The organism is Leucobacter coleopterorum (assembly GCF_011382985.1).
Taxonomy (GTDB): Bacteria; Actinomycetota; Actinomycetes; order Actinomycetales; family Microbacteriaceae; genus Leucobacter; species Leucobacter coleopterorum.
In genome coordinates this window covers 873,255-899,957 of record NZ_CP049933.1, presented here as the reverse complement: position 1 = coordinate 899,957, position 26,703 = coordinate 873,255, and the positions used below count along the sequence as shown (strand labels likewise).

General features: G+C 61.4%; 23 protein-coding genes, 1 tRNA gene and 5 pseudogenes. 11 read left to right on the top strand and 18 right to left on the bottom strand.

The features are described 5' to 3' along the window. Positions 1-25: 25 nt before the first annotated feature. Positions 26-853 carry a nucleotidyltransferase domain-containing protein gene (locus G7066_RS04160; protein ID WP_166329299.1) on the bottom strand — a complete coding sequence of 276 codons (828 nt, stop codon included), beginning with the start codon at positions 851-853 and terminating at the stop codon, positions 26-28. Between the two features lie 239 nt (positions 854-1,092). On the opposite strand from G7066_RS04160, the gene G7066_RS04155 reads away from it, so the two are divergent. Together G7066_RS04155 and G7066_RS04150 are read left to right on the top strand one after the other, a co-directional pair. Continuing rightward, positions 1,093-1,815, top strand: coding sequence for an ABC transporter ATP-binding protein (locus G7066_RS04155; RefSeq protein ID WP_244303278.1), 723 nt, complete (start codon positions 1,093-1,095; stop codon positions 1,813-1,815). After that, positions 1,812-3,140, top strand: coding sequence for an FtsX-like permease family protein (locus G7066_RS04150; protein WP_166329297.1), 1,329 nt, complete (start codon positions 1,812-1,814; stop codon positions 3,138-3,140). The genes G7066_RS04155 and G7066_RS04150 overlap by 4 nt, the downstream gene beginning before the upstream one ends. Positions 3,141-3,143: 3 nt before the next feature. On the opposite strand, the gene G7066_RS04145 is transcribed toward G7066_RS04150, so the two are convergent. The 7 genes from G7066_RS04145 to G7066_RS04115 all read right to left on the bottom strand — a co-directional run bounded on the left by G7066_RS04145 (position 3,144) and on the right by G7066_RS04115 (position 8,087). Then, entirely contained in the window at positions 3,144-3,650 is a 507-nt protein-coding gene (locus G7066_RS04145) for a hypothetical protein (protein ID WP_166329295.1), read from the bottom strand. A 43-nt stretch (positions 3,651-3,693) separates the two neighbouring features. Further along, positions 3,694-4,173, bottom strand: coding sequence for a hypothetical protein (locus G7066_RS04140; RefSeq protein WP_166329293.1), 480 nt, complete (start codon positions 4,171-4,173; stop codon positions 3,694-3,696). Then, the gene (locus tag G7066_RS04135; RefSeq protein ID WP_166329291.1) at positions 4,170-4,319 is read right to left on the bottom strand and encodes a hypothetical protein; all 150 of its coding nucleotides are present in this window, start codon (positions 4,317-4,319) and stop codon (positions 4,170-4,172) included. Before G7066_RS04135 ends, G7066_RS04140 begins: the two co-directional genes overlap by 4 nt. Next, positions 4,319-5,530 carry a metallophosphoesterase family protein gene (locus G7066_RS04130; RefSeq protein WP_166329289.1) on the bottom strand — a complete coding sequence of 404 codons (1,212 nt, stop codon included), beginning with the start codon at positions 5,528-5,530 and terminating at the stop codon, positions 4,319-4,321. Before G7066_RS04130 ends, G7066_RS04135 begins: the two co-directional genes overlap by 1 nt. Positions 5,531-5,640: 110 nt before the next feature. Then, a complete protein-coding gene (locus G7066_RS04125) occupies positions 5,641-5,967 on the bottom strand; it encodes a hypothetical protein (RefSeq protein WP_166329287.1) in 327 nt (108 codons plus the stop codon). A gap of 45 nt (positions 5,968-6,012) precedes the next feature. Further along, complete coding sequence (locus G7066_RS04120) at positions 6,013-7,482, bottom strand: glycerol-3-phosphate dehydrogenase/oxidase (RefSeq protein ID WP_166329285.1); 1,470 nt, start codon at positions 7,480-7,482, stop codon at positions 6,013-6,015. Continuing rightward, positions 7,479-8,087, bottom strand: coding sequence for a TetR/AcrR family transcriptional regulator (locus G7066_RS04115; protein WP_244303277.1), 609 nt, complete (start codon positions 8,085-8,087; stop codon positions 7,479-7,481). The genes G7066_RS04120 and G7066_RS04115 overlap by 4 nt, the downstream gene beginning before the upstream one ends. A 20-nt stretch (positions 8,088-8,107) precedes the next feature. On the opposite strand from G7066_RS04115, the gene G7066_RS16850 reads away from it, so the two are divergent. The 4 genes and pseudogenes from G7066_RS16850 (at position 8,108) to G7066_RS04100 (ending at position 12,311) form a co-directional block, all read left to right on the top strand. Further along, entirely contained in the window at positions 8,108-9,391 is a 1,284-nt protein-coding gene (locus G7066_RS16850) for an FAD-binding oxidoreductase (protein WP_280116235.1), read from the top strand. After that, positions 9,286-9,747, top strand: a complete 462-nt coding sequence (locus tag G7066_RS16845) for an FAD-linked oxidase C-terminal domain-containing protein (protein WP_341873882.1) — start codon at positions 9,286-9,288, stop codon at positions 9,745-9,747. Before G7066_RS16850 ends, G7066_RS16845 begins: the two co-directional genes overlap by 106 nt. A gap of 2 nt (positions 9,748-9,749) precedes the next feature. Then, the gene (locus tag G7066_RS04105) at positions 9,750-10,550 is read left to right on the top strand and encodes a YegS/Rv2252/BmrU family lipid kinase (RefSeq protein ID WP_244303276.1); all 801 of its coding nucleotides are present in this window, start codon (positions 9,750-9,752) and stop codon (positions 10,548-10,550) included. 103 nt (positions 10,551-10,653) lie between these two features. Further along, positions 10,654-12,311 (top strand): annotated as a pseudogene (locus G7066_RS04100) (GMC oxidoreductase). Positions 12,312-12,407: 96 nt separating this feature from the next. Here G7066_RS04100 and argH read toward each other — a convergent pair. Together argH and argF are read right to left on the bottom strand one after the other, a co-directional pair. Next, positions 12,408-13,847: an argininosuccinate lyase gene (gene argH, locus G7066_RS04095; RefSeq protein WP_166329283.1), complete on the bottom strand. Its 1,440-nt coding sequence runs from the start codon at positions 13,845-13,847 to the stop codon at positions 12,408-12,410. Between the two features lie 2 nt (positions 13,848-13,849). After that, positions 13,850-14,784: pseudogene (gene argF / locus G7066_RS04090) on the bottom strand (ornithine carbamoyltransferase). A gap of 107 nt (positions 14,785-14,891) precedes the next feature. On the opposite strand from argF, the gene G7066_RS04085 reads away from it, so the two are divergent. After that, positions 14,892-15,341, top strand: coding sequence for a DUF6941 family protein (locus G7066_RS04085; RefSeq protein WP_166329281.1), 450 nt, complete (start codon positions 14,892-14,894; stop codon positions 15,339-15,341). A gap of 8 nt (positions 15,342-15,349) precedes the next feature. Further along, on the top strand, positions 15,350-16,117 hold the full coding sequence (locus tag G7066_RS04080; RefSeq protein WP_166329279.1) for an HAD-IIB family hydrolase: 768 nt from the start codon (positions 15,350-15,352) through the stop codon (positions 16,115-16,117). A 90-nt stretch (positions 16,118-16,207) separates the two neighbouring features. On the opposite strand, the pseudogene mqo reads toward G7066_RS04080, so the two are convergent. The 3 pseudogenes from mqo to G7066_RS04065 all read right to left on the bottom strand — a co-directional run bounded on the left by mqo (position 16,208) and on the right by G7066_RS04065 (position 20,064). After that, a pseudogene (mqo, locus tag G7066_RS04075) lies at positions 16,208-17,655 on the bottom strand (malate dehydrogenase (quinone)). A gap of 97 nt (positions 17,656-17,752) precedes the next feature. Beyond that, positions 17,753-19,106 (bottom strand): annotated as a pseudogene (gene radA, locus G7066_RS04070) (DNA repair protein RadA). A 57-nt stretch (positions 19,107-19,163) separates the two neighbouring features. Continuing rightward, positions 19,164-20,064, bottom strand: a pseudogene (locus G7066_RS04065) (dihydrodipicolinate synthase family protein). 104 nt (positions 20,065-20,168) lie between these two features. Between G7066_RS04065 and G7066_RS04060 the strand changes: the two are divergent. Together G7066_RS04060 and fosX are read left to right on the top strand one after the other, a co-directional pair. Then, positions 20,169-20,258: transfer RNA gene (locus G7066_RS04060), tRNA-Ser, on the top strand. Positions 20,259-20,599: 341 nt separating this feature from the next. Then, on the top strand, positions 20,600-21,055 hold the full coding sequence (gene fosX, locus G7066_RS04055) for a FosX/FosE/FosI family fosfomycin resistance hydrolase (RefSeq protein WP_166329277.1): 456 nt from the start codon (positions 20,600-20,602) through the stop codon (positions 21,053-21,055). Between the two features lie 246 nt (positions 21,056-21,301). On the opposite strand, the gene G7066_RS04050 is transcribed toward fosX, so the two are convergent. Then, complete coding sequence (locus G7066_RS04050) at positions 21,302-21,733, bottom strand: Hsp20/alpha crystallin family protein (RefSeq protein WP_166329275.1); 432 nt, start codon at positions 21,731-21,733, stop codon at positions 21,302-21,304. A gap of 290 nt (positions 21,734-22,023) precedes the next feature. Between G7066_RS04050 and G7066_RS04045 the strand changes: the two genes are divergently transcribed. Then, positions 22,024-23,532 (top strand): aminotransferase class I/II-fold pyridoxal phosphate-dependent enzyme, encoded by a 1,509-nt coding sequence (locus G7066_RS04045; protein ID WP_166329273.1) that lies wholly within the window; start codon positions 22,024-22,026, stop codon positions 23,530-23,532. Between the two features lie 5 nt (positions 23,533-23,537). On the opposite strand, the gene G7066_RS17325 is transcribed toward G7066_RS04045, so the two are convergent. The 4 genes from G7066_RS17325 to G7066_RS04030 form a co-directional block, all read right to left on the bottom strand. After that, positions 23,538-24,542, bottom strand: a complete 1,005-nt coding sequence (locus G7066_RS17325) for a bifunctional 3'-5' exonuclease/DNA polymerase (RefSeq protein ID WP_341873881.1) — start codon at positions 24,540-24,542, stop codon at positions 23,538-23,540. Positions 24,543-24,553: 11 nt separating this feature from the next. Continuing rightward, positions 24,554-25,276: a hypothetical protein gene (locus G7066_RS17320; protein ID WP_341873853.1), complete on the bottom strand. Its 723-nt coding sequence runs from the start codon at positions 25,274-25,276 to the stop codon at positions 24,554-24,556. A gap of 205 nt (positions 25,277-25,481) precedes the next feature. Then, the gene (locus G7066_RS04035) at positions 25,482-25,745 is read right to left on the bottom strand and encodes a hypothetical protein (RefSeq protein ID WP_166329271.1); all 264 of its coding nucleotides are present in this window, start codon (positions 25,743-25,745) and stop codon (positions 25,482-25,484) included. Between the two features lie 125 nt (positions 25,746-25,870). Next, entirely contained in the window at positions 25,871-26,665 is a 795-nt protein-coding gene (locus G7066_RS04030) for an MOSC domain-containing protein (protein ID WP_166329269.1), read from the bottom strand. Between the last annotated feature and the right edge of the window lie 38 nt (positions 26,666-26,703).

The window sequence follows — 26,703 nt, the reverse complement described above, 5'->3', positions numbered from 1 at the left end:
CTCATTTTTACGTATTTTTTGGGAATTAATCATGCAAAACTGCGCTCCCGTTGAGGGCACACAACTCAGCGAGGAACCAAGCGTCAGCGCGTTCGCGGGCTGAATCGATTCGACCATCCCGGTCTTGCACGAGCACCATTTCGTCGTGCTTGGCGGCGCGCTCAAACTCGGCCTCGACGAAGCGGAGCAGCACCGCAGGTCTGGTGCCGTCGCCGGCTTCTCGGGTCACTGCTTTCGCTGCAATGAGTTCACCCGCCGCTTCGGCTTCCTCGGCGCTCACCGACGATTCACGAATGAGTGTTGGCAGGTCCATCGGCGGCACGGCTGATTCGGGGTGATCGGCCAGCCACCGCAACGTCACTGCGGGCCGCAGCGCGTAGAAGAACCGCTTGAGCGACGTGCCCCCGGCCAGCTGTTGCTGGCCGACATGCAGGTAGTGACGCAGGATCAGGTCTCTCTCAACGGTTTCGGCGGCGAGCGCAAGCAGCCGGTCTCGAAATCCCTCATCACCGGTGTACACAATGGGTGAACGCAACCACTCAAGCGCGGCCGCGTTGCCCTTGAGGATCAGGCGAACGGCCTTCGCAAGATCCCACCCGCTCACGTCGAGCACTGCGTCGAGTGGGGTCTCGATAACGTCGCGCGCTGGCCACAGCGACAGATAATCCGACGCGGGCCGCACGTAAATGAATCTGCAGTCGTAGTCGCTATCCGGCGAAGGAAATCCCCACGCCCGACTGCCGCTCTCGATGGACCACGGGATCCGCACGCCGTGGTTGGCTTCGACCCTTGCCAGACGGGAGTCGATACTCTCAACGACCGCAGAGTCCATGGAGGGAGGGATAGCTCGCATCTACAGATGCTATCGCCCCCCACGAACGTGCCGTCTACCCGCCCAAGTGCCACTTGCCCGCGCTGCAAACGCGGCGGCAAGTGGCACTTTCGTGGGGAGCTAGCACTTTGGGCAGGGGGCTCTACTGGTACGCGACGGCGTATCCACCAATGGGAGCCCCGCTAGCAATCAGACCTGGGTGCAACGCTGTGGTACCAAGGGGCGATCCGGATCGAGAGCAACACCACAAGAGTGGAAGCATGAACATTTCGGCTCCACCCCAGAACATTCTTCAGGCGATCGGCCTCACTAAGCAGTACGGCCCGACTCGGGCACTCGACGGTGTCTCCATCGGGTTCGCAGAAGGCACCTCGACGGCCATTATGGGGGCCTCGGGCTCGGGCAAAACGACGCTGCTGCACTTGCTCGCTGGGATCGTCGCCCCTGATCACGGCACGGTGAGTTATTCACAGGCCGAAATCGGCAGCCTCTCTGACGCGAATCGCAGTCGCCTGCGTCGTGAGCAGTTCGGTTTTGTGTTTCAGCAGGGTCTGCTGGTGCCAGAGCTAACAGCCGCAGAGAACGTCGCCCTGGCGCTCATGCTCAATGGCATGTCGAAGCGCGAAGCGATCGTGCCAGCGACCCAGTGGCTCGCGGCCCTTGGGCTCGGGGGCATGGAGGACCGCAGGATCGGCGAGCTCTCTGGCGGCCAAGCACAGCGAGTTGCCATCGCACGCTCGCAGGTGACCGGAGCTCGCATCGTATTCGCGGACGAGCCAACCGGCGCACTCGACTCCACGACTTCACGTGAGGTCATGGACGCGCTACTTGGATCGACGATAGGCCAGGGCCGCACGCTCGTAGTTGTCACTCACGATCCCTCCATAGCGGCGAGGTGCCAGCGGGTTGTCACACTGAGTGACGGCAGGATCATCGGTGACGTTTTGAACACCGCCGCGAGTGAAGCCGGGGCAGCACGATGATCCTCAACGTTCTCCCCCTGCTCTCGCGGCCTAGTCGCCAGGGCGCGAGCGCGATCCTGCTCCCCGGGTTTGCTTTTCTTGCGGTCACAGCTTTACTCGCCATCGTGCTCGGCGGAGCGCAGACCTTTTGGGGGTACACCGATGACGCCGCAGGTCTCTACATCGCCTTTGCCGTAATCGCGCTCGCGTTGCTCGTGGTGCCACTCGTTTCGCTCGGTGCGGCGGCGGCCAGGCTGTCGGCACGGCGGCGCGACGACAGACTCGCGATCCTACGCCTGCTCGGTGCGACAGGTCGATCCACGGCGGGCCTCGCAGTGATCGAAGCAACGGGCATTGCCTTCATTGGCGCATTTCTTGGGGCGGCGCTCGCATACGCACTGTCACCTCTCATCGGTCTGATTCACTTTCGCGGCGAAGCCCTCGGAGCAAGCGGAGTCGCTCTGCCGCTCGGCATCGCGACAGCGCTCGTACTCGGGGTGTCAGTCATTGCCGCGGCGAGCGCTCTGATCAGCCTGCGTCGTGTGATCATCTCTCCACTCGGTGTTGCACTCAAGCAGTCGGCACCCAAGATCCCCTGGTTGCAGGCCCTCATCGCGATCGCCGCGATCCTCGTCTCGGCCATGGTGGTGAACGGTGTCGGAACTCTTGACGGCTTCGGCGTCATTATTGCAGCGCTCGGGATCAGCTTCGCCGTTACGCTTCTTGCCATCGACCTGATCGGAGCGTGGGTGCTCTCGCTGTTCGGTCGTTCAAAGGCCCGCCGTGCGCAGAAACCCGCTGATTTACTCTCAGCGCGATTCATCCTTGAGTCACCCCGGGCGGCCTGGCGCCAGGTGTCGGGCGTTGCAATGTCGAGCTTTATGGCAGTGTTTGCCGGATCAGGCATCGCTCTCATGAGCATTGCCGAGGCCGAGGGCTCAATCACCGACGATCCACTGGGGCGATACCTGATCGGTGATGTTCGCACGGGGGTCGCCATCACGGTGATCGGCACGTTCCTGATGGTCGCCTGTTCCGTCGCGGTGAATCAAGCCGCGCAGATTCTCGATCGACGCGACGTATCGCGCTCGCTCCAGATCATGGGCACTCCGTTTGAAGTGCAGGATCGGGCCCGCCGGGGCGCAACCATGCTCCCGTTGCTGCTCGCTTCGGTTGGCTCGGCGATCCTCGCTGGAGTCCTGCTCTTTCCACTCGTCGGCATGGCGGTGGTCTTTGCGCCACTCTCGCTGGCTATCACGCTGTCAAGTATTGCGGTCGGCGTGCTGGTTGTTGTGGCGACTCTCACCGCAACAAAACCGCTGCTGCGGCAGGTCGTGCAGGGGTGAGGTTCAGTGCGCGCGGCGCAGCACACCGCGCCAAACCCTGAGCAGGCGCAGTTGCACGATCCCGAACAGCACCCACCAGGCGAAGGCCCCGACCACACCGGCACCAACCAGGCCCAGCACCACACTGAGCAACCAGATGGCCGCGCAGATCACGATGGTCAGCAGTAACCACACCGCGGTTCGCAGCGGTGCCCTCCGCCAGATCCAGCCAAGGTCTCGCCAGGGGCGCCGCGCAGCCACGGTCATCAGGGTGGCGGGCAGGATCGCCGCAATCACCGGGGCCACCATTGGCAGTGCGACCAGCAGTGTGCTGACGACGAGCACTCCGCCGAGGCTCCACAGCGTCAGCACCAATCCGGGGCCACGAAACGTTTCGACAGAGCCGCCTGCAACCCAGGCAGCCGAAACGGCCAGTGCGAGCGTGATGACGAGCCCCGAAAGCACCGCCGCAATCGGCGCACCACCGAAGCCCCACAGCAGGGCCTGCAACAGCGCTGCCAGGGTGATCACTACACCACCAACCGGGGTGCTGCTTTGGTCATCACTGCATCACTCACGGTTTCACCGCCTTCGTGCCGTCGGCTGCCGCGGACAGCAGATCGTCAATCGAGCCCGAGTAGACCACTCGTTCCCCCACACTAATCTCGACGGTTTCTGGCTTTTCACCCGGTGAGGTCGCGCTCAGCGCTTCGCCGTCAACAGTTTTTCCCGAGCAGGTTACCGTCCAGTCTTCTGCGGTTTCGCACGCTGGCACCTCAAGAAACGCAGTGTTCTGCGTCACTAAAAAGTCGATCGTCGCGACGCGCACGGTCGAGGCGCGATCCCCGCTCACGGGCGCGAGCCCCTGCGTCAGGGAGTACACCGAGAGACCCAGCAGCACAACCCCGACTGCCCCGAGCAAACCCACGACCGAGAGGATGATCCTGCGGGCAAGCCGCGTGTGCGGCACCATCTCGGCCACCGCGACGAGCGCACGAATCGGCCAGGTGGGCCTTCCTTGTGGTCGGCTCTGTGCCGTGCTCTGACCGCTCATCCTTCGACCTCCTTTTCGTGTGCCGCGATCCGCGCCAGGTGTTTCATGCGCTCCGCCTCGATCTTGGCGTCGGTAACGTCGTCGAGCGGGAAAGGTGCTGGCAACAGCAGCTCGGTATTGCGGTCGAGCGGGGATCCGCGGCGCATCAGCGGGGCCTCGATCCAGTCGTTGAGTGCAAACTCACGGCTGCGCGATGCGAGATCTGACGCTGAGCCGTCACCGGTTGGCGCGGAGGGCGAAGCGTGGTCAATGACGGTCGTGAACAGCGAGAGAGTGCCGTCGCGGTTGTCCATGATCTCAACGGTCTGCTGTTGCTGCGGGAAGTCAATGCAGGATGCGGTTGTGATCTCCCAGAACCCGCTCGTGTCCGTCGTGTGGGCCAGGATCTCATTGACGTGAGTGTGCCCGTTGAGCCACGCGACGACCACTGGGTAACGCAGCAGCAGGTCGAGCAATTCTTGCGACCAGTACAGGCGTCCTGTCTCCCCGGCCTGCGCGAGGGGTTGTCGAGTGTGTGGCTGTTGTGGTGTGAGGCGATCAGGATCAGCCTGCGCTCTTTTTCGGCCCGCTTCAGTTCGCCCTCGAGCCATGTGAACTGGGCCTCGGTGACCGCGCCGTCGGGGCCAGCAACCCCGTTGCAGGTGTCGAGGCCGAGCAAGCGCACGGATCCGCTGAGATCGGCCTTCCACCAGGTCTCACCCGAGAGCAGATTGTGCTCGGTGAACCCGTGCCCGACCGGCCCAGGGCTCGCCGGAGACTTGAAGTGCTCAGCCATAAACATGTGCTGATCGTGCAGCCTCCGCTTTTCGTTGGCGGGCACCGTCTTCATGCCGGCCGCACCAACAACGTCGCGGATCGATCCGCCCGACTGTGTCCAGGCGCTATTTTGTGAGGAGTACTCGTTGAGCATGTTCGCGAGGGTTGTGGTCATCGAGTATGACTTACGGTTGCCAACCGCGACCTGCCGCATCCTATCGGTCACCCCAAACGCTCCGTAGAGCAACACGTCGTGGTTGCCAAACACGCTGTACCACGGCGCGGGGAGCCCAATAGAGGTAATCTTCTTACTGACCGCCTGCTGCAGCAGTTCGGGAAGTTTCGGAAAGCCGTACTTGGCGAACTCGCTGCCCTCGGGATCGCCAGGCCGGTACGCCCAGTTGGCATCGTTCCAGGCCTGCACACCGTGGTACTCGTCGCCGCCCGATCCGGGATCAACCGTGCCGCCGTCGAGCAGATCGATGTACCAGCGCAACTCAAGTTCCGACAGCATGTCGGTGCTGTCGCCGGTCACCACGGCGGCACCAAGCGGCGCACCCGTGAGCGGACTGTACCTGGCCTCGTAGTAACCCTCAACCATTTTGGAGACGACCGCCGCGGTGAGCTGCTCCTGCGGGCGGAAGGCTCCCGCCCAGGTGCCGTGATTCAGATCGATCAGTGGTTCGAGGCGGCACGGCGACTGCGCATCGATTAAGTGCAGATCGGAGAGGTGCGCGAAGTAAAGCAGCGAGCGCCGATTTTTTGTGCGCGCCGCATCGGCCTTCTTACGAAGGATGTCGAGGCGGGGTAGGTACTTTTCGCCGGGGCCGGTCTCAAGCTTGCGGTACTCCCCTGCAGCACCGGGCCACGCAGGAAGGTCTGCTGCAGTGTTGTCGGGAAATCGTCGAGCGGCGCACCCTTTTCGATGCCCTCCAGCCTGCGAACCGTCTGCCTGCCAAAGGCATCGGTCTGCAGCCCGTGCACCACGGCGAGCGCACCAATGCCGTGCATAAAACTGCGCCTACTCAGTCCCGCCATTGTGAACTCTCCTTCAGCATCATCACGTTGTTTTCGAGCATAGGATCAAAGTTGCGAGAGCGCATCCTCCACAATGCGCGAGACCACAGCCTCGCTCCGAGCCCGGTCGGCAGCAACCAGCCCAATACGGGTGCGGCGGTCGAGCACATCATCTACGGTCAGCGCCCCCTCCGCCCGCACAGCATATTCAATCTCGGCTTGCGTCACCGAGAGCCCATCGACAACCGATTCCGCCGCGTCGGCACGCCGCGAACGGGCAATCGCGTCATCCACTGGGGCCAGTCGCAGAGACGATGTTCGACTCGCCAAAGCATGCAAACCACGCACGTCCACGGCCAGATCAACAGCGTCCTCCGCCATGCGGCGATACGTTGTCAGCTTGCCTCCGAGTACGTTGATGAACCCCGCAGTCGACTGCTTGACGAGATGCTTTCGCGAAATGTCGGCCGTACTCTCGGAGCCAGCGTCAATGAGTGGCCGCAGACCTGCAAAAGATCCACGAATCTGGTCCTGCCGCACAGGCGCTTCAAGAACACGATTGAGACTCGAGAGCAAAAACGATACCTCTTGCTCGGTCGGCTTCGGAACCAGAGGTAACGGTCCCGGCGCGTCCTCGTCAGTGAGGCCCAAGATCACGCGCCCATCTGCCTGAGGCAGCGCGAACACGTAACGGCTCACTGATCCCTCGTGCGGGATCGTAATCGCCGCCCGCGGATTGCCTAGATCAGCTGCATCAAACACCAGGTGAGTGCCGCGACTCGGACGTACGGTAATTTCCTCGTCAAGCCCACCGGCCCACACCCCGGTGGCATTGATCACACTGCGTGCGCGGATCTCAAAGCGTTCACCAGCAAGTGTGTCTTCAACACTGGCACCGTCACCCCGCAGCTCGAGAGCTCGCACGCGGGTGAGGATCCTCGCCCCCAAACCGGCCGCAGTTCGCGCGACGGTGACAACCAGCTTGGCATCGTCTACGAGCTGTCCATCAAACGAGAGCATGCCACCACGCAGGCCTCTGGGGTTAAGAGGCGGCGCCAGACTCAGCGCCTTACGAGCGCCCACTAGTCGCGGCCCTGGAAGCACACTGCGAGGAGTGCGCGCTTGCATGCGCAGCAGGTCCCCGACCCCCATACCCACAGCTCCGGCGGCGCGCTGCATGAGACTAACACCGGGCACGAAGGGCAAGAGCTGGGGTAATGGCTGGATTAGATGGGGAGCAATCTTGGTCATCAATAGATGGCGCTCGAACGCGCTCTCCTTCGCCGTAGCGAAGTCTCCTGTCGCAAGGTAACGGAGGCCGCCGTGCACGAGCTTCGAACTCCAACGACTGGTTCCGAAAGCGAGATCCTCGGCCTCGATGAGCACCACACTCAGACCGCGGGAAACCGCGTCAAGGGCGACTCCCGCTCCCGTAATCCCGCCACCCACCACGAGCACATCCGCGGTGTCTACCGCAGCGAGTTCAAGGTCGCTACGACGCCTGGTTGCGTTCAGAGAAGTGGCGGAGAGAATCATGACTGCAAGTACCCTTCGAGCGCAATGCGCAGTTCGCGCTCCCACGCTTCTTCATCAATGAGTTCGGCAACCGTGTCGTGGGAGAGCACTGCGGACTGGGCAATGAGGAGGAGCATGACTGCAATCTGTTGGGGTTCCCCCTCTCGCACTGACCCGTCACGCTGAGCCACGGCGATTGCTCGGGTCAACCATCCTTGAATGAGTCGTTGACTCGACCCCACACGCTGCAACATGTACCGAGTGAAAGCTTCTGGCTGCCGCTCAAGCAGGCAAGCATAGACCGGGTCGGCTCGGAAGAGCGTGGAGAACCGCAAGACGTCATCAACTAGCGCGGTGCGGGTGGTTGCGGGATCAGGAAAGGCCTCGAGCACAAAAACCACCCGACGAAGAAGTGCCGCCCGCACAACATCATCCGCATCACTCCAACTGCGATAGATCGTGGGGCGACTGAGTGCAGAGCTTCGTGCCAACTCAGCGATCGTCACGCCGTGAATGCCCCGCTGCTGTATGAGCGTGTCGGCAGCGTCAAGCACACGAGACTGCGTGGAATCCCACACTGGAATCTTGCTACCAGAGGGCAACATAGAAGCTTGACGTTTTTCCATGATGTGTCACACTGTAATGCATGACCGCAGAAAATGGCAGGGCCAATGACGACCAGCCGATGCGTTGGAATGGCTGGGGCGACCCTGAGCGAGCGAAGCCCCTGCCCCGAGCCGTGCAAGCACTTTTACCCCTGTTACTCGGTCGGGTCCGAAAACCAGCTACTCCCGCCGAACTCGCGAGCGTTCAACTGAAACCCACGGCGCTGAGCAGTGAAGATCTCCAGGCGTTTTGCGGCGTGGTTGGCGACGACAATGTCTCCACCGCACCCGAGACGCGCATTTACCATGCGGGCGGGCGATCCACCCCTGACCTGCTTCAGCGCAGAAAGGTTGAACAGGACGCACCCGACGCGGTTATGCGCCCCGGTAACCACGAAGAAGTCCGCGCCTGCCTCGACCTCGCGGCGGCTCGCAAGATTGCCGTTATCCCGTTCGGTGGCGGCACGAGCGTGGTCGGTGCGCTCGACCCCGTGCGCGGTGCGCAGCGGGCGGTCGTGAGCCTTGATTTGCGACGCCTGAGTGGGCTCGTCAGTCTTGACCCGGTCAGCGGTGAGGCCGTACTCGCCGCCGGTACCACCGGACCAGAGGCCGAGGCTCTCCTCGCCGAGCACGGCTTTGAGCTTGGGCACTACCCGCAGAGCTTCCGTTATGCAACAGTCGGCGGGTTCGCCGCGGCCAGGTCGTCAGGGCAAAATTCGGCGGGGTACGGCCGATTCGACACGATGGTGACCGGGATCCGCGTCGCCACCCCAACCGGCGACCTCGAACTTGGCCGCTCCCCCGGTTCTGCCGCTGGGCCAGACCTGATTCGAGTGTTTCTTGGGTCAGAAGGAATCTTCGGGGTCATCACCGAGGTCAAGGTTCGGGTGCACCCTGTACCGCAGGATCGTGTGTTTGAGGCGTGGTCGTTTCCGAGCTTCGCAGCTGGCTCAGAGGGACTTCGCCAGGTGGCGCAGCACGCCTCGGGTCCCACGGTGATTCGTCTCTCGGACGAGGCAGAGACCGCAGTGAGCCTCGCCCAGGTCGGCAAGATCGGTAAGGCCCTGGCAAAGGGCGCGAGTGTCGTCACTGTGTACGAGGGTGAGGGGATTGCCCTGCGGCGAGCGCGCACCTCAGAACTGCTGCGGGCCGCGGGCGGCACTTCCTCTGGCGAGGGTGACGCCGCTGACTGGATGAGGGGCGCTTCGACGGCCCCTATCTGCGCGACTCGCTGCTCAACATTGGAGTTTTCTGCGAGACCCTCGAGACGGCAACAACCTGGACGAATCTGCCGCAACTGCGCAGCGCGGTCGAGGCGGCGTTGAAGGACGGCTTCTCCGCCATCGGTTCGAAGTCGTACATCATGTGCCACGTCTCGCACATTTACCCAACAGGGGCGTCTCTCTACTTCACAGTGCTTGCAAACATCCGCGAGGAACCGCTTGACGCCTGGCGCAAGATCAAGGCGCTCACCAACGATGCGATCCTCGCTGCCGGTGGCACGATCAGCCATCATCACGCTGTGGGTCGGGATCATGCACCGTGGTTGCGGGAAGAGGTAGGTGAAACCGGGGTCAGGATCCTCCAGGCGATCAAAAGAGAGCTCGACCCGCAAGGGATCCTCAACCCCGGGGCGGTCATTGCTGTTGACCCTGTCAGTTTGTCAGTTCAGGACTCCTGATCATGGGCAAGCACATCGCGGTGCTCTCGAACCCCTTCGCGGGCAAGGGCCGTGGACGAGGAGCCTCAGAAGAAGCGATCGCTGAGCTGCGCGCTCGGGGTTCAGAGGTGCGAGCCTATGCAGGGGCTTCCGCGGCCGATACGATCGAGCTCGCGGGGCGGGCACTTCAAGACGATCCTGCGCTGCTCGTCATCGTTGGTGGTGACGGCACACTCACTGAGATCTTGGAGAAGCTGATCGGCAGCGAGGTGCCGATGGCGCTCATTCCAGCGGGTACGGGCAATGACCTCGCAAGGGCACTAGGTATACCGCGCAATGCGGCTGAAGCGGCGGCACTCGCACTGGCCGGAGTCGCAAAACAGATTGATATTGGAGAGCTGCGCTGCAGTGGGCGGGTGAAACACTTCTTTACGATCGCCGCGCTCGGTTTCGATGCGAAGGTGAGCGATCGGACCAACCGGCTGCGCTGGCCACACGGGGCGCTGCGCTATTACATCGCGCTCGTCATTGAGCTCATTCAGTTGCGACCGTTCGCGTTCAATGTGACGATCGATGGGGAGGCCACCACTGCCGAACCAGGTACCCTCATCGCCATTGGCAACACCGAAACCTACGGCGGCGGGATGCCGATCTGTGCTGGGGCTGCGCCAGATGACGGCCTACTCGATGTTGTGCACGTTGCCCCGCTGAAGCGCCTCAGCCTGATCCGACTATTTCCCCTCTTATTGAAGGGCGAGCACCTTTCGCGCCCCGAGGTGACACATCGACGAACGCGGTCGGTACGGGTTTCGGCCCGGGGCTGACCGTCTACGCTGATGGTGAGTTTGTCGGCGTCGACGAGTGCATGATTTCGGTATGCCCCGCGATGCTGCGAATGATGGTTCCGGCGCCTAAGTAGGAGAAACCATGACTGACTTCGACAGTGCTGTTGAGTTCGACACTGATGTGTTGATTGTCGGTTCCGGCTTTGGCGGATCCGTTTCAGCGCTCAGGCTCGCCGAAAAGGGCTACCGCGTGCGGGTACTCGAGGCCGGCCGTCGCTTCGAAGACGAAGACTTCGCAAAGACGAGCTGGAATCTGCGGCGTTACCTCTGGGCCCCTACCTCGGGTGTTTTGGCGTACAGCGCATCCACCGTTTGCCACACGTGATGGTTCTCGCGGGTGCGGGTGTTGGCGGAGGGTCTCTGAACTACGCCAACACTCTCTACGAGCCAGGATCCTCGTTCTTCGACGACCCGCAGTGGCGCGAGATCGCTGACTGGGCTGCGGAACTCGCGCCGCACTATGCAACGGCGAAGCGCATGCTCGGAGTGGTCGAGCGGTATCCGCACACTGGCCCAGTGGAGCGGATTATGAAAGGAGCCGCAGAAGATCTCGGAGTTGGTCCGACGTTTCGACACGCACCGGTTGGGGTGTTCCTCGGCACTCCCGGGGTGGGCGTGCCCGACCCTTTCTTTGGCGGCGAAGGCCCCTCGCGCACCGGCTGCACACTGTGCGGCAACTGCATGGTCGGCTGCCGTGTTGGTGCAAAGAACACGCTGATGAAGAACTACCTGGCCCTCGCCGAACGGCGGGGTGTCACGATCGAGCCATTGCGCACGGTGACTCGCGTGCGGGAGCTGCCCGGTGGTGGGTTCGCCGTTACATCACGTCGCAGCGGATCCTGGACGCAGAAAGATGAGCGCACCGTAACCGCCCGCGAGGTTGTGTTGGGGGCCGGCACCTGGGGCACGCAGCAGTTGCTGCACCGCATGAAGGCGAGTGGGGATCTGCCGCGCGTTTCTGATGCTATTGGTGTGCTCACTCGGACCAATTCGGAGGCGCTGGACGGCGCGGTTGCGACAGCGGTCCCTGCGTCCGCCGAGCTGACCCGCGGTGTCGCGATCACCACTTCGTTTCACGTTGACGAGCGCACTCACGTCGAAAATGTGCGGTACGGCCCCGGATCCAATGTGATGGGAGCACTCGCGACCGTCATGGTGCCCGGCGACCGCTCGCTGCCCTCTCGGCTAGGTTTTGTACTTGGGCGTGCGCTGCGCAACCCCGTGAAACAGTTCAAATTGGGATCACTCCGCCGCTGGAGTGATCGCGGGATCATCGCGCTTGTCATGCAGACCGCCGATAACTCGCTGACACTTTCGCTGCGACGCCGTTTCGGGCGGTTATCGATGACGAGTGAGCAAGGCCACGGTGAACCAAACCCCTCGTACCTGCCGCAGGCGCACCGGGCGACCGAGGCAATCGCTGCACGCCTGGAACAAGAGACTGGCGTTCTTGCAGAGGCTCGCGGATCCTGGCCCGAGGTGTTCGGCATCCCACTCACCGCGCACTTTCTCGGCGGCGCGGTAATCTCGGCTGCGCCCGCCGATGGGGTGGTCGACCCGTACCACCGGGTCTGGGGCCACCCAGGACTCTACGTGGTTGACGGCGCGGCGGTCCCGGCAAACCCGGGTGTGAACCCGTCACTTACAATCACTGCCCTGGCCGAACGTGCGCTCTCGCACTGGCCAGCTCTCGGCAAACCCGACCGGCGCCCCGCACAGGAGGCACTTCTTAAGGATTGAGCACACTCAGGTGTTCGTTTGGTACCGATTTGCCGCTTGAAGTCGCCATACCCGACGAACTGACACGAATCGATGGGGGCTCCTCGGCACAAAAACCTACCCCCGAAACTCCGCGATCCGCTCCGCCAGGCGCGCGAGCTGCTCCGCGACACGAACATTCGCCGTTCCGCCTGCACCCACACGAGAGTTCACGGATCCCTCAATCGTGAGCACGTCGCGCACCGCGGGCAACAGGTGCGGCGACACCGCTGCGAGCTCTTCGTCGCTCGGCTCGTGCAGTTCGATCCCGCGCTCCTCGCAGTAGCGCACCAGCTCACCCGAGATCTCGTGGGCGTCGCGGAAGATCACGCCCTGCTTCACCAGCCACTCGGCAACATCGGTCGCGAGTGAGAATCCCTGCGGCGCAAGCTCAGCCATGCGGGCGGTGTCGAAAGTCATGGTCGCAACCATGCCGGTGAAGGCGGGCAGCAGCACCTCAAGCTGGGAAACAGAGTCAAAGACCGGCTCTTTGTCTTCTTGCAGGTCGCGATTGTAGGCAAGCGGCAGGCCCTTGAGAGTTGCGAGCAGCCCAGTCAGGTTGCCGATCAGGCGACCGGACTTACCGCGCGCGAGCTCAGCGATGTCGGGGTTCTTCTTCTGCGGCATGATCGAGGATCCGGTCGAGAACGCATCGTGCAACCGCACGAAGCCGAACTCCTTCGTGTTCCAAAGGATAATCTCTTCGCTGAGGCGCGAGAGGTCGATTCCAATCTGCGCACAGATAAATGTGAACTCGGCGACCACGTCGCGCGCTGCCGTGCCGTCGATCGAGTTTTCGAGCGGATCACCGAGACCGAGCTCAGCTGCCACGAGTCGGGGGTCGAGCCCGAGTGACGACCCGGCGAGCGCGCCACCACCGTACGGCGATGCACTTGCGCGCACGGACCAGTCGCGCAGGCGCTCGAGATCCCGAACCACGGGCCAAGCATGTGCAGCCAGCTGGTGCGCGAGCAATACGGGCTGCGCGTGCTGCAGGTGAGTGCGCCCGGGCAGGATCGCCGTCGGGTGGGCGAGACACTGGTCGAGGATCGCGCCGAGAAGATCGAGGAGCAGATTCCGGATCACGGCCGCGTGATCAAGCAGGTAGAGCCGCACAAGCGTGGCGATTTGGTCGTTGCGGCTGCGGCCCGCGCGGAGTTTGCCACCGAGCTGCACACCCGTGATCTCGATGAGACCGCGCTCGAGCGCCGAGTGTACATCCTCGTCTTCTTCGGCGGCAACAAAGCGACCGTCGGCGACGCGGGCAGCGAGTTCATCGAGAGCCGCTCGCATCTCTTTCAGCTCCTCTGCACTGAGATAGCCCGCCGCGTTCAACGCGGTAGCGTGGGCCTTGGAGCCGCGAATGTCGTAGTCAGCCAGCACCCAATCAAACTGCGTCGATTTGCTCAGCGCAGCGAGGGCGGCGGAGGGGCCACTCGCGAAGCGACCTCCCCAGAGCGCACCTGCCTCGGCCGCGCGGTTACCGTCGTTATGATGTTCGTTCGCTACCGTACTCATTTTTACTCTCCGTCTTGGGGCCGGGTCAGCAGCCAGGTCATGAGGGCTTTCTGGGCGTGAACGCGGTTCTCCGCTTCGTCCCACACCACACTCTGAGGTCCGTCGATCACCTCGGCAGCAACCTCGTATTCGCGATACGCGGGCAGGCAGTGCAAGAAAATGGCCTCAGGCTTGGCCTGCGCCATCAGCTCAGAGGTGACTCGGTATGCGCCGAAAGCGGCAATCCTCTCGGCCTTCTCGTCTTCCATACCCATCGACACCCAGCTGTCGGTAATAACCACATCAGCTCCCGTGACGGCGGTCGCGGGGTCAACCATCACTGAAGCGCTGCCTCCGGTTTCGGCGGCGATCCTCTCAGCATCGGCGATGATATCGGCGCGCGGGTGGTAACCTTCGGGGCCCGCAACACGAATGTGCATGCCGGCAGTCGCAAAGCCGAGAAGGTAGGAGTGACCCATGTTGTTGGCGGCGTCGCCGACGTAGGCAGCGGTGAGGCCACGCAGGTCGCCCTTGTTCTCACGAATGGTCTGCAGGTCGGCGAGGATCTGGCACGGGTGGAAGTCGTCGGAGAGCGAGTTGATCACGGGGATTGTGGCACTTGCGGCCATCTCTTCGAGACCCGAGTGCGCGAAGGTGCGCCACACAATTAGCGACATCATGCGCGAAAGCACCCTGGCGGTGTCGGAAAACGACTCCTTGATGCCCAGTTGCGACTCGCCCGCGTTCACGATGATCGCGTTGCCCCGAGTTCAGCGATACCCGCGGCAAAGCTGAATCGAGTACGCGTTGAGGTCTTGTCAAAGAACACCGCCGCAGACTTCGGCCCCTCAAGTGGTCGCTCCGAGAACGGCGCTCGCTTGAGTCGCGCAGCGAGGTCAAGAACCTCAAGTTGCTCAGCATGGGTGAGATCGTCATCGCGTAGAAAGTGTCGTGTCACCGTTCTAGCCTAGTACGGGCGGGCATTGGAGGACTCCAAGCAACATCACTCAGCAAGACGTGAAAGGGTTACTATTAGCACTGAAACACCGAGCCTTGGAGGAACCCATGAGAATTGCAGCAGCCTTCTTAGCTGATGCCGCGAATATTCGCGAGGGTACGCTCGGCGTTCTCTCCGGCTTCATCAACACCATTAACCGCGACGAGTTCCCGGCTTCACTGGGCGCGACACTCGTGGTTGTCGTTGAATACGATGAAAACGAGGCCCGCCGCGGTGATCCCGAGCGTACATTCAGGGCCCGCTGTGAACCTGCCATAGGCGGCGGCGAGATCTTCAGTCTTGAGGGAACCTTCAGCCTCGGCGGCGGCAACGACAGCTTCGGCTACATCCCAATGGTGTTCCCGCTCGCGGAGGCCCAGATCCCGATGCCTGGCAGCTACCGAATCATCTTCGAGGGCACCGGTCTTGAGCGTGTCGATGTGCGTTTCTACGCAAACCCGAGTTCGATGCCCGGCCTTGAAGACACTGATTTCACCGACTCCGACTTCGAGGAGTAAGTCCGTGCGTGGGAGAATGGCCCGATGACCACGCTCCCCGCCTCATTGCATTCGATCTCGACGACACTCTCGCACCCTCCAAGTCAGCGGTTGATCCGCGCATGCTCGCGGTGTTCTCGCGCCTGCTTGAACGCACAACCGTGGCCGTCATCTCGGGCGGCAACTTTGAACAGTTTGAGATGCAATTAGTGGAGCGACTCGAGAGCTTAGACGAAGCCTCGCTTGAGCGACTCCACCTTTTGCCCACCTGCGGTACTCGCTACGAACGCCGCGAAAACGGGGCCTGGCGCACTGTCTATCGTGAGAACCTCGCCGCGTCTGAAAGCGCGTCCGCCCTAACCGCACTGCGCGAAGAGGCCGAACGCCTCGAACTCTGGGAGACCGCACCCTGGGGCGAGATCCTTGAGGATCGCGGCTCACAGGTCACCTTCTCAGCCCTCGGGCAACGCGCACCGGTTGCGGCGAAGCAGGCTTGGGATCCAGACGGCAGCAAAAAGAACACACTCCGCGCGGCGGTTGCGGATCGGTTACCCGGGCTTGAGGTACGCAGTGGCGGTTCGACGTCGGTCGACATCACCCGCCGCGGGATCGACAAGGCATACGGCATGCGCAAGCTTGAGGAGCACACCGGAATCCCCCTGAGTGAAATGCTCTTTGTTGGGGATCGACTTGATCCTGACGGCAATGACTACCCGGTGAAGGCGCTCGGCGTTGCTTGCCACGCAGTGACCGGCTGGGAAGACACCGCAGACTTCTTGGAGCAGCTACTGGGTTAGCCAAAACACTCCTGCGGTGAACGCAACTCAACGTCATGAGTGACCATAGCGTTGACTTGCGTTCACCGCAGGGGTAAAGCCTGACGGAAACTAAGCGGTCTCAGACACTCGGTTGAGACCGAGTGTCTCGGCGGTCTCAGCCAGCGAGGCCTTTGCGGCCGCTGCATCGCCATTCAAACCCTTACCAAACGCAGGCACCTGCTCGGTGAAAGTCTTCTTCCATTGCTTCTCAAACTGCTCAGGGAAGCATTTTGCGAGCACTCCGAGCATGGCGTGAACCGCGGTTGAAGCTCCAGGGGATGCCCCCAGCAGGCCCGCTATCGAACCGCTCGCACCAGTGATGACCTCGGTGCCGAACTGCAGGATGCCACCTTTCTCGGGATCCTTCTTCATGACCTGCACACGCTGGCCGGCTGTGATCATCTCCCAGTCGGAGGTGCGCGCCGCTGGCATGTACTGGCGCAGCGTTTCCATCTGCTTCTGCCGGCTAGCAACGACTTCACCGGCCAAATACTTCTCAAGCGACCACTGTGTAAGGCCAACCTTGATCATCGGGCCGAGATTGTGCAGGCGAATTGAGCCGGGCAGATCCCACCACGAACCCTTCTTCAAGAAGTTGGGGCTAAACCCGGCGTACGGCCCAAAGAGGATGCTTTCCTTGCCGTCAACAACACGAGTATCGAGGTGTGGAACCGACATTGGAGGCGCACCCACCGCAGCCTTGCCATAGACCTTTGCCTTGTGCTGGGCAACAATTTCGGGGTTGTCGGTCTTGAGAAACTTGCCGCTGATGGGAAAGCCACCAAAACCCTTGATCTCGGGAATGCCCGAGGACTGCAGGATCGACAGCGCGCCGCCACCCGCACCAACAAACACGAACTTCGCGTTAACAACGGTCCTGCCGTAGCCCGAGAGATTGCGCACGAACACGTCCCAGGTACCATCGGCACGGCGACGCACCCTGCGAACCTGCGTGCCAAGATTCATCTTGGCGCCCTCGGCAACGAGGTAGTCGAAGAGTTGGCGCGTGACCGCACCAAAGTCAACGTCGGTGCCGCTCTCCGAGCGGGTTGCCGCAAACACTTCGTCTTTCGAACGACGGTCAATGAGAAGCGGAGCCCACTCGGCGATCTGCTCGGGGTCGTCGCTGAACTCCATGTCGGCGAAGAGTGGCTCGTTCTTGAGAATCTCGAAACGGCGACGGAGGTAGTCAACGTTGGATTCGCCGCTCACGAAGGTCATGTGAGGGGTCGGGTTGATGAAGGAAGGGGATCGTTCAGGATGCCCTTCTTCACGAGCGTCGACCACCATTGTCGAGACAGCTGGAACTGTTCGTTGATGTCGATGGCTTTGTCGGGCGAGAGGCTGCCGTCGGCACCCTCTGGCATGTAGTTCAGCTCGCACAGGGCCGCATGGCCCGTGCCGGCGTTGTTCCATGCGTTGGTGCTCTCCGTGGCGACGCTATTGCGCGACTCGAAAATCTCGATCGACCAATCAGGCTGAACCTGCTTGATCAGGGTGCCAAGGGTTGCGCTCATCACGCCTCCACCAATGAGGACGACATCTACTGTGTTCTTGCTCACAAACGTTAAGTCTACCGCTGTTACTTCTGGTGATTAACCGCACACCTGTCACTCAACTTCGGTGCGAGGCTCGTATTCTAGGGACGGAGAGGCCCGCAGTGTCTCGCGCATGGTCCAATCGCTCGACTCCCGAATCTACAATTGTCGTGTAACCAAGCCGCCTAGCCTCGTTTGCTCGCTGCTGACCAGCGGTGATTGGGCGAACCTCACCGGCCAGGCTGATCTCGCCGTACGCCGCCAAATTGTGCGCAAGAGGCCGGTCTTCAAGCGCCGAGAGGATCGCAAGGGCAATCGCAAGGTCAGCCGCAGGCTCCGTGAGTTTCACGCCACCCACGGTCGAGACATACACGTCTTTGTCGCCCGTTTTGGCATTGAGTCGGCGCTCGAGCACTGCAAGAATCATCGCGACCCTGGCAGACTCAACGCCGCTGGTCACGCGACGTGGATTCGGCGCTGTCGTTGGCACCACAAGCACCTGCACCTCGACAGGCAACGCTCGTCGCCCTTCCATGGCGACGGTTGCGCAAGTACCACTCACGGGATCAGTGGCTCGGCTGAGAAACAGTCCACTTGGGTCGGAGACCTCTCGAATTCCTTGGCCCGTCATTTCAAAACACCCGACCTCGTCGGTTGGGCCATAGCGGTTCTTCAACGCACGAAGAAACCGTAAAGCTGTATTGCGATCGCCTTCAAAATGGCACACAACGTCAACGAGGTGCTCAAGCAGCCGGGGCCAGCAACGGCACCGTCCTTGGTAACGTGTCCGACGAGGATCACGGGGGTGCTGCGACCCTTCGCGACCCGAATCAGCGCCGCTGCGACCTCACGCACCTGTGCCGGCCCGCCAGCACCGCCCTCAACCTCGCTGCTGGCGAGAGTCTGCACTGAGTCGACAATGATGAGTTCGGGGTTGACAGCTTCGATGTGCCCGAGCACCGTTGCGAGATCGGTCTCACTCGCAAGGAAGAGCGTGTTGTGCAGCGCACCGGTGCGCTCAGCCCGCATGCGGATCTGCCCGGTCGACTCTTCACCGCTGACGTAGAGCACTTTGGCTCCCGTCATAGCTGCGCGCGCGGCCGCATCAAGCAGCAGCGTCGACTTACCTACCCCGGCTCTCCAGAGAGCAAGATCGCCGCCCCAGGCACGACACCACCGCCGAGCACACGGTCAAACTCACCGATGCCGGTCTGTCGATGAAAAAGAGCATCGCCCTGAAGCTCAGTAATTGGCCGAGCTTCTCGACCTGCCGCTGGCGCAGCTGCACGGTTAGTGCGGGAGAGTGACGCCTTCGGCACACTCGCTTCAACAACCGTGCCCCACTGCTGGCACTCCCCACAGCGCCCAACCCACTTGGCAGCCTGCCACCCGCACTCGGTGCACACGAACCCGCTTGTTATTTTTGCCATGCTGGGAGCCTAGCGGTGACCTCAGACGTTCATGTTCGAAGCCGAGTCAAACGGGACCTACTGCGCTAGGCTCAGTCGATCCAGCACCTCAGCTACCTCTGCCCGTTGGGCGTCGTTGAGGCCCTGGATGGGTAGAGGCAAACAATGTCGAGGGGCCAATCCCAGTTGCTCGGCAATCGCCGCAACCACACGCAGACTTCCCCCGAACTCGGCGAAGAGGCACCACAGCGGGTCCAGCCCGCGGATATCGCAAGCGCTTCTGCGACTCCACTTTGCTGGGCTGCACGGGCAACGGCGAGGGCCGGCCCGGGCAGAGTCCCACCGATCACCGAGTACCAGGCATCACATCCGGCATTCAGCCCAGCAGCAGCGAACGCATCCCCCGACACTCCAATGGTGACGTGCTTTGGGATCACCGCGCGGATCTGCGCAACGCGTTCGCGGGCCGCCGCAGGATCGGAAGGCACCCCCGGAATCTTGATGGATGCAATTCCGGAGAGGGCAGCGATGCGGGCGTAAAGATCCAGCGTGAAAGTGAAGTGGGTGGTGCCGGGGTTGTCGTAGACGATCACTGGCAGCTCGGTGAACTCGGTGACGGTCCGAAACAGCTCAAATACATCACTGTCGGTAAGCGGCTGGTAAGTCATTGGGGCGAGCAGCACGCCTGCCACCCCTGCCGATTCAGCGTTACGCACGTTCGCTAGTACGTGAGAGGTGCGCAGAGCCCCACACCAACAAACACGGGCACGGTCTGAGCATGGTCAACTGCCAGACGAACCACACGCGCCCGCTCTTCGACCGTGAGGTACGCGTACGACCCAGTAGACCCGAGCACGGTGATGGAGTCGACCTCAGCCGCAACCAATCGTTTGATGAGCCCCACAAACGAGGGTTCATCAACGGCATCATTGTGGATCGGTGTGAGTGGAAACGCGCTTAGTCCAGTGAAGAGACTCATTGTTGCACCTTATCTAGCATTCGGTGCGGGATCATGACAGAAGTTCCCGACACGCGTCAAACTTCAATTCGCATTCTGATTCAGAATCACATAAGCTTTTTCGCGGTGACGTGTCCGAGCGGCCGAAGGTGCGACTCTCGAAAAGTCGTGTAGGGTAACCCCTACCGTGGGTTCAAATCCCACCGTCACCGCCACCACGAAGGCCCCAACTCCCATAGAAAACACTGGGGAGGCGGGGCCCTCGTCGTTCCTGGGTTACCGACCAAAAGAGTGGATGGCGTTGGGTGTGTCATCCGCGTCCGGCCCAGCCCGTGCGGATCCAGAGCCCTCCTGTGGCATCGAGTCCGGTGTCTTAGAGCACTGGTCCTAGTGCTGGTTCCGTGAGACTTCGCCGTAGTGCTTTGAGTGACTGTTGCTGGTGGTCGGTGAGCACCTTGGTCGAGTCCAGATGTTCGGAATGCAGGTACAGCCACCACTCGAGTGCGCGGCGTTGATGCTCAGCGCTCATGCAGTGGTGGTGGACCAGACTGGGGCAATGAATGAAACAAAAAGGCAAGGTCAGTCGCTTGCGAGCTCGGGTCTGAGTCACATCACGTTCGTCGTGAAAGACCTCGACCGCATGGAACAGATCCTCACCCGGGTTCTTGGCGCGGTCAGGGTGTACGACAGCGGTGTGGAAACCTTCTCGATCTCAAAAGAGCGCTTCTTCCTGATCGGCGAGGGGCCTTCCGCGACGTGGGTTGCAACCATGCAGGGAGACGGGAGCCTTCCCGCGTCTTATAATCACGCGGCTTTCCAAGTACATGAAGCTGCGCTAAGCCAACTCCGTGAGGTTATCTCTAGCCTTGGGCTAGAGATCCGTCCCCCTCGAACCAGAATCGATGGCGAAGGGCAATCGCTCTATTTCTACGACGAAGACAACCACCTGTTTGAGTTACACACGGGCACTCTCAGAGACCGTCTGCTGACCTACGAAGCGAGACCTGCATAGACACGGCCACTTTCGCATACTCTTACTGCACCAAAAACGGCCCCGGCTACCAATGTTTCGTAGCCGGGGCAATCTCTGTCAAGGTGGATCTATCGACTGTGTTGTGTCGACCACGAGAACCTGCCCTTCGGGTGAGAGAGGTCTTTCTTTGTCCTCGGTTGTTTGCGATGCCTGAGGATCATGTTTCGCAAACGACAAGCGGTGGGGCCCGGGTGGACCCCACCTCTCGCTTATGTGTCCTGTTGGTTAGGTGGCGAGTTCTTTGTGTCCGTCTGGCACGCTCATGCCGGATTGGACTTCAATCTTTCGCGGTTTTGCCTTTTCGCTCATGGGAATAATGAGACTGAGCACGCCGTTCTCGTAATTTGCCGAGATTGCCGTCGTGTCAACTCCTTCACCGATGCTGAACTGTCGCAGGTAGCTTCCCGCTGGTCGTTCTTTGGCGAGCCATTTCACGCCATCTGTTCGTGCTGTTGTTCGGTTGGCTCGGATGGTGAGGATTTGTCCGTCAACATCAACGTCGATAGATCCTGGGTCCATTCCTGGGAGGTCGGCGTTGAGTAGGTAAGCATTGTTATCTCGATAGAGATCGACGGGCATCGCGCGCATTGGTGATCGTTGCGTCACGCTGTTGGCGATGCGTTCCATCTCGGTAAAAGGATCAAAAGACATGGACATAATGAATTAATCTCCTTCCAAAGGTGGTGCTTGAGCTTGGGATGCTCAAGTGGTTTTAGATTAGCACTCGACACCTGAGAGTGCTAATAAAGGGTGCTGAAAAATTGCTCAAAAGTGGATGCTCAGCGATGAGCGTCAGGCGATACCCGACAAGGACAACTGGAATTAGACACGATCCCGCTTTCAGAGCTTGGGATCGCGGGGGTGCCTTACTCAGGCAGCCACAGATCAACAGTCCTCGACTAGCGAACCCATCTTTGGCGCACCCACTTCTCCCCTACGATAAGACCATGCCTAACACTCCCCTCAGCGCAGAGGTCTCCTTCGCACACGCACCGTACGCAGAGGCTCTCGTACGCCACGCAGAACGCGAGCCCGTATCGCTTCTGGTCCCAGGCCACTTGGCTGACGGCGAAGGAGCCGCCAAAGACCTCGAGAAGCTGCTCGGCAAGCAAACCCTCGGGATCGACGTCACCGGCCTGCTCAGCGGCATCGATCTCGGGCCGAACTCGCCCCGCATAAAGGCAGAACAACTAGCGTCCGAAGCGTGGGGCGCCCGCAGAACTTGGTTTATGACCAACGGCTCTTCGCAGGGCAACAAGACAGCAGCGCTTGCGGTCGGCCAGTTGGGCCGGGACATCGTGCTGCAGCGCAGCGCTCACTCGAGCATCATCGACGGTGTTATTGCAGCGGGGCTTCGCTCAAGCTTCGTGATTCCCAGCATCGACATGCAGAACGGGATCGCGCACTGCGTTACTGCGGAGAGCGTCAAGCAGGCAATCACCGCTCACCCTGGCCAGGTCACCGCGGTCTACGTCGTTAGCCCGAGCTACTTTGGGGCGGTCGCAGACATCCCTGCAATCGCCGATGTCGTGCACGCGGCTGGAGCGGCCTTGATTGTGGACTGTGCTTGGGGCGCACACTTTGGCTTTCACCCCGACTTACCAGCCTCCCCTGTTAAACAGGGTGCCGACATTGTGATCATGAGCACCCACAAGATGGCGACCTCGCTACATCAGAGTGCCGTGATCCACCTCGGCGACACCGCACTCGCTGATGAGCTCGAACCACTGCTCGATCGCGCCTACCGCATGACGGCGTCAACCAGCGAGAGTTCGCTGTTACTTGCCTCAATTGATGTGGCACGCAAAGAGCTGCAGCATGGTGGGGACCGAATCAAGGGCTCGCTCGACCTCGTCACCGAGTTCAGGGAGCAGGTGCGCACCAACCGCTTGTGTACGCTCATCGACGAGACCTTTGTCAATTACCCCGACATCGTCGCGTTCGACCCTCTTCGCATTCCGCTCGATGTCACAGCGACAGGCATGACCGGCCATGACCTTCGTCTTCGACTCGCCCAAGAAAAGGCCATCTGGGTCGAGATGTCAACGCAGACAACCATCGTGCCGCTTGTTGGTGCAGGCAAACGTCCGAAGCTAGACCGTCTGCTCGACGTCATTACTCAGCTCGCGGGTTCGAGAGCTGAGGCGGCCACGGAGTCAGCGGCCATAGCTGCATGGAATGCGGCGCTCGCGCTGCCAGAACCGGGGATTGCACGCAAGCTTCCTCGGGAGGCATTCTTTGCAAAGTCTGAGTTAGTGGCGGCAGAGGCAGCGATTGGTCGGATCAGCGCCGACTCGCTCGCTGCTTACCCACCGGGCATTCCAAACCTCTTGCCAGGCGAAGAGGTAACGGCAGAGACGGTCAGGTTTTTGCGGGCCGTCGCACAAACTTCAACCGGTTACGTGCGTGGCGCAGCGGACCCTAAGGTCTCACAGATCCGGGTAGTGGCAGACTAGCGCGCTCAACCCTTCTCAGCGCGCTCAGAGATGCGCAGGTCGAGCGGAAAATCTACCGGCACGGATCCAAACATGCGCCGCCCGGCAGTCACCGCCGTCTCAGCGACGACCTCAGCAACTTTCTCAGCAAGGTTGGCTGGTGTGTGAACGATAATTTCGTCGTGCAGAAAGAACACAAGATGGGGGCGACGCCCGAACACCCGTCCCGACGCCGTTGCCGGTTGCACCTCATCGTCCTCGCCCAAGTCCATCAAGCGCGTACGCAAATCTGCAATCCAGGCAAGAGCCCACTCCGCCGCGGTGCCCTGCACCACAAAATTGCGTGTAAACCGACCGAAGTCGCGGGCCACTCGTCGAGCTCGATCTTCGTCTCGTGAGGTGGCGTTGACACCGTTTGCGGTGGCCTGGACCTCTGCCCATTCAGCCCCGGGCGGTGGCGAGGTGCGCCCTAACCAGGTAGAAACGGTTCCTCCGTGTTCCCCGGTCTCGGCCGATTCGTCGACGAGACCCATCGCCCTCGGAAAGCTGCGCCGCAGTCTCGGCACCAGCCGCCCGCTGTCGCCGGTCGTGGCACCGTACATGGCTCCGAGCACGGCAATCTTTGCCTCATCCCGTGTAGCAACCGCGCCACTCGCAACAACACCGGCGTAGAGATCTTTGCCGCGACCGGCTTCAGCCATCGCACGGTCTGCCGACATCGCAGCCAGCACACGCGGTTCGAGCTGAGCAACATCAGCACTCACAAAGAGCCAACCGGGATCCGCTCGAAGAACCGGCCGCAATTGCCTGGGCAGCTGGAGCGCACCTCCACCGCTCGAGGCCCAGCGCCCAGTCACCACCCCGCCAGGAACATAGACAGGACGATAGCGTCCGTCGCGCACCCACTCGTCCATCCAAGCCCATCCGTTCGCCGTAAACAGGCGGGCTAGCTTCTTGTATCGCAGGAGCGGTTCGAGAGCGGGGTGCGAGTGTTCGGCGAGTTCCCACTGTGAAGTTGATGACACCTCGATCCCCGCGTTTTTCAGCGCACGAAGCAGCTTCGGCGGCGAATCAAGACTGGCCTGGGGGTCCCCAGAGCCGCTCGCACTTCTTCAGCAACCTCAATCATGCGCTCTGGTTTCGTGCCGGACGCCGGTCGCGACCCCAGCACTTCCCGCAGCAGCCGATCGTGCTCAGCCACATCCCACGGCACTCCGGCAGCACTCATTTCGACCGCGGCCAGTGCGCCCGCAGACTCGGCCGCGAGCAGCAATCCAAGCCGCGCTGGTTCGATAGCGGACGCCAGCGCCTCGCGTTGTCGCGCAAACTCAGCCAACGCATCTTCAGCACCGTGAGGCACCGAGAGCGTCGTGTTTCGTTCAAGTTCGAACAGCGCGGGTCCATTCGGTTCAGGATCGGGCACAGCCGAAGCAACATTCCACTCGTTTGCCGCGCGCAGTTCGTTCGCGTGCTGCACCGCGGCGGCATTACGCAGAATCGCGTGTGACAGCCGCAGATCCGTACACCGCGCGATCCTCACCCCTGCCGCGAGCAACGCCGGATACCAAGTGGGAGTATCACTCCACACCCAACGCGGCGCGGAAGACTCTTCTCGCCCGCTAACAAACGCTGATAGCTCGGCCTGGTCGACCGAATGAGTCTCGCCACGTGAGCCGTCTGTTCTCACTTCAACGACAGCGACTCGACCATCGGCACACCGTCCAAGCACGCACCAGCGCACAGCGGCAGGCTCGGAATCGGTCATGCCTTTAGGCTACTGGCGGCCCCCGACATTTTGCTTTTGGTAGGCGCCTGGCAATCTTGATAGCAACGTGTCAGACCATAAATGAAGAGGCCCCGTCCCTCAGCACAAACCAAAGCTCGCACAGAGAATTGGGGCCAACTCGCCGTAACCGGGGAGTCGTCGCGGTGTCTAGAACTCCGGTTAGAACCGGAAGCAAACCGCCCCGCTACGCACTCGGTAGCTTGACGATCCAGATTTTCTCGGGAATCGAGTCTCCCGGCACCGCGTGCATTCCCTCAAGACTCCAGTTGAAGGCGACCGTTGAGTTCTCAGCAACCAGCAGCGGTGTATTTGGATCAATCGAGTTAGTAAAGACTATTGAGAAGGCATCGATCGCCTCCAGCTCAACCGCTTGGGCGATCACCGCTGGCGCAATCGTCCCGGCTGCAGTGACCACTACAGCACCCAGCGCAACGCCTACGTTACTCATCCTATTTGACCAGTGCTTCGGAACTCCGAATACGTGTTTTCTCTCCCTCTGAGCGAAGTAGACGCGGAGAAAACTGAAATCTAACTCGTTCTCAAAAGGTTGTATGCCCCTTCTCGTGTGAGTGTTCAGCCAACCCTCACTTCATCACCGACGCGAATGACACCGCCTCGATCACTCGGCAACAAAAGTCGCCCGAGCGTCGGCTGCTTCTGGCCAATCCCTCGCGTAAGCGTTGTCAGCACCGGTGCGTCACGGTCTCCGGTATCGGGGTTCGCGTGAGTAGCTAAGCAACGCACAATTGGTCCTTCCGCAGAGAAAGCTACCTCGCCGATGCGAACCTCCCCTGTCCATTCGAGTTCTTGCCAGGCAGGAAATCCGTCGATAACCACATTGGAGCGAAACCTGCGGCCATCGACCGCTGAGCCAAATTCTGCCGCGAGGGCATCTACGCTCGCTTGACCGTGCACGGACACGAAACCGCGTGCCCGATCCTGAAACCGAGAAGTAGTACCGTCACCGACCATCACGAGCGGCAATCGCCCCGGCCCCCGCAGGCGGGCCCCTTCAGGTGTCGACAGCACGTAGTCGGTGACCGCCTCGGCCATCTGCACGCGGCCAGCTTCATCGAGCCCCGCCTCGATCAGCTCCGCGCCATCGTGCGTAATCCGTACCCGCCGCGCGGCATGGTCATAGCTCAATCGCAGGGCAGCCAGCGCAGGAAAGTCCTGTAGTGCGAGGCCCTTTGCTTTGGGCCAATGCTCTAGCCCTTCCCGCTCTTCAGGCTCAGCCGCGCGGGCAAATCGAAACGCGAGCACACGATCCCCTTCGATGCGGCCGTCGGGTTGCACAGTGAGTGCTTCAAGGGGTTCCGCAGTGAACCCCTTGACTGGGTATCGAGTGAGTGAGATAACGTGTGCCATACAAGTATCCTGCACTACGCGCGCCCATTGAACACTAA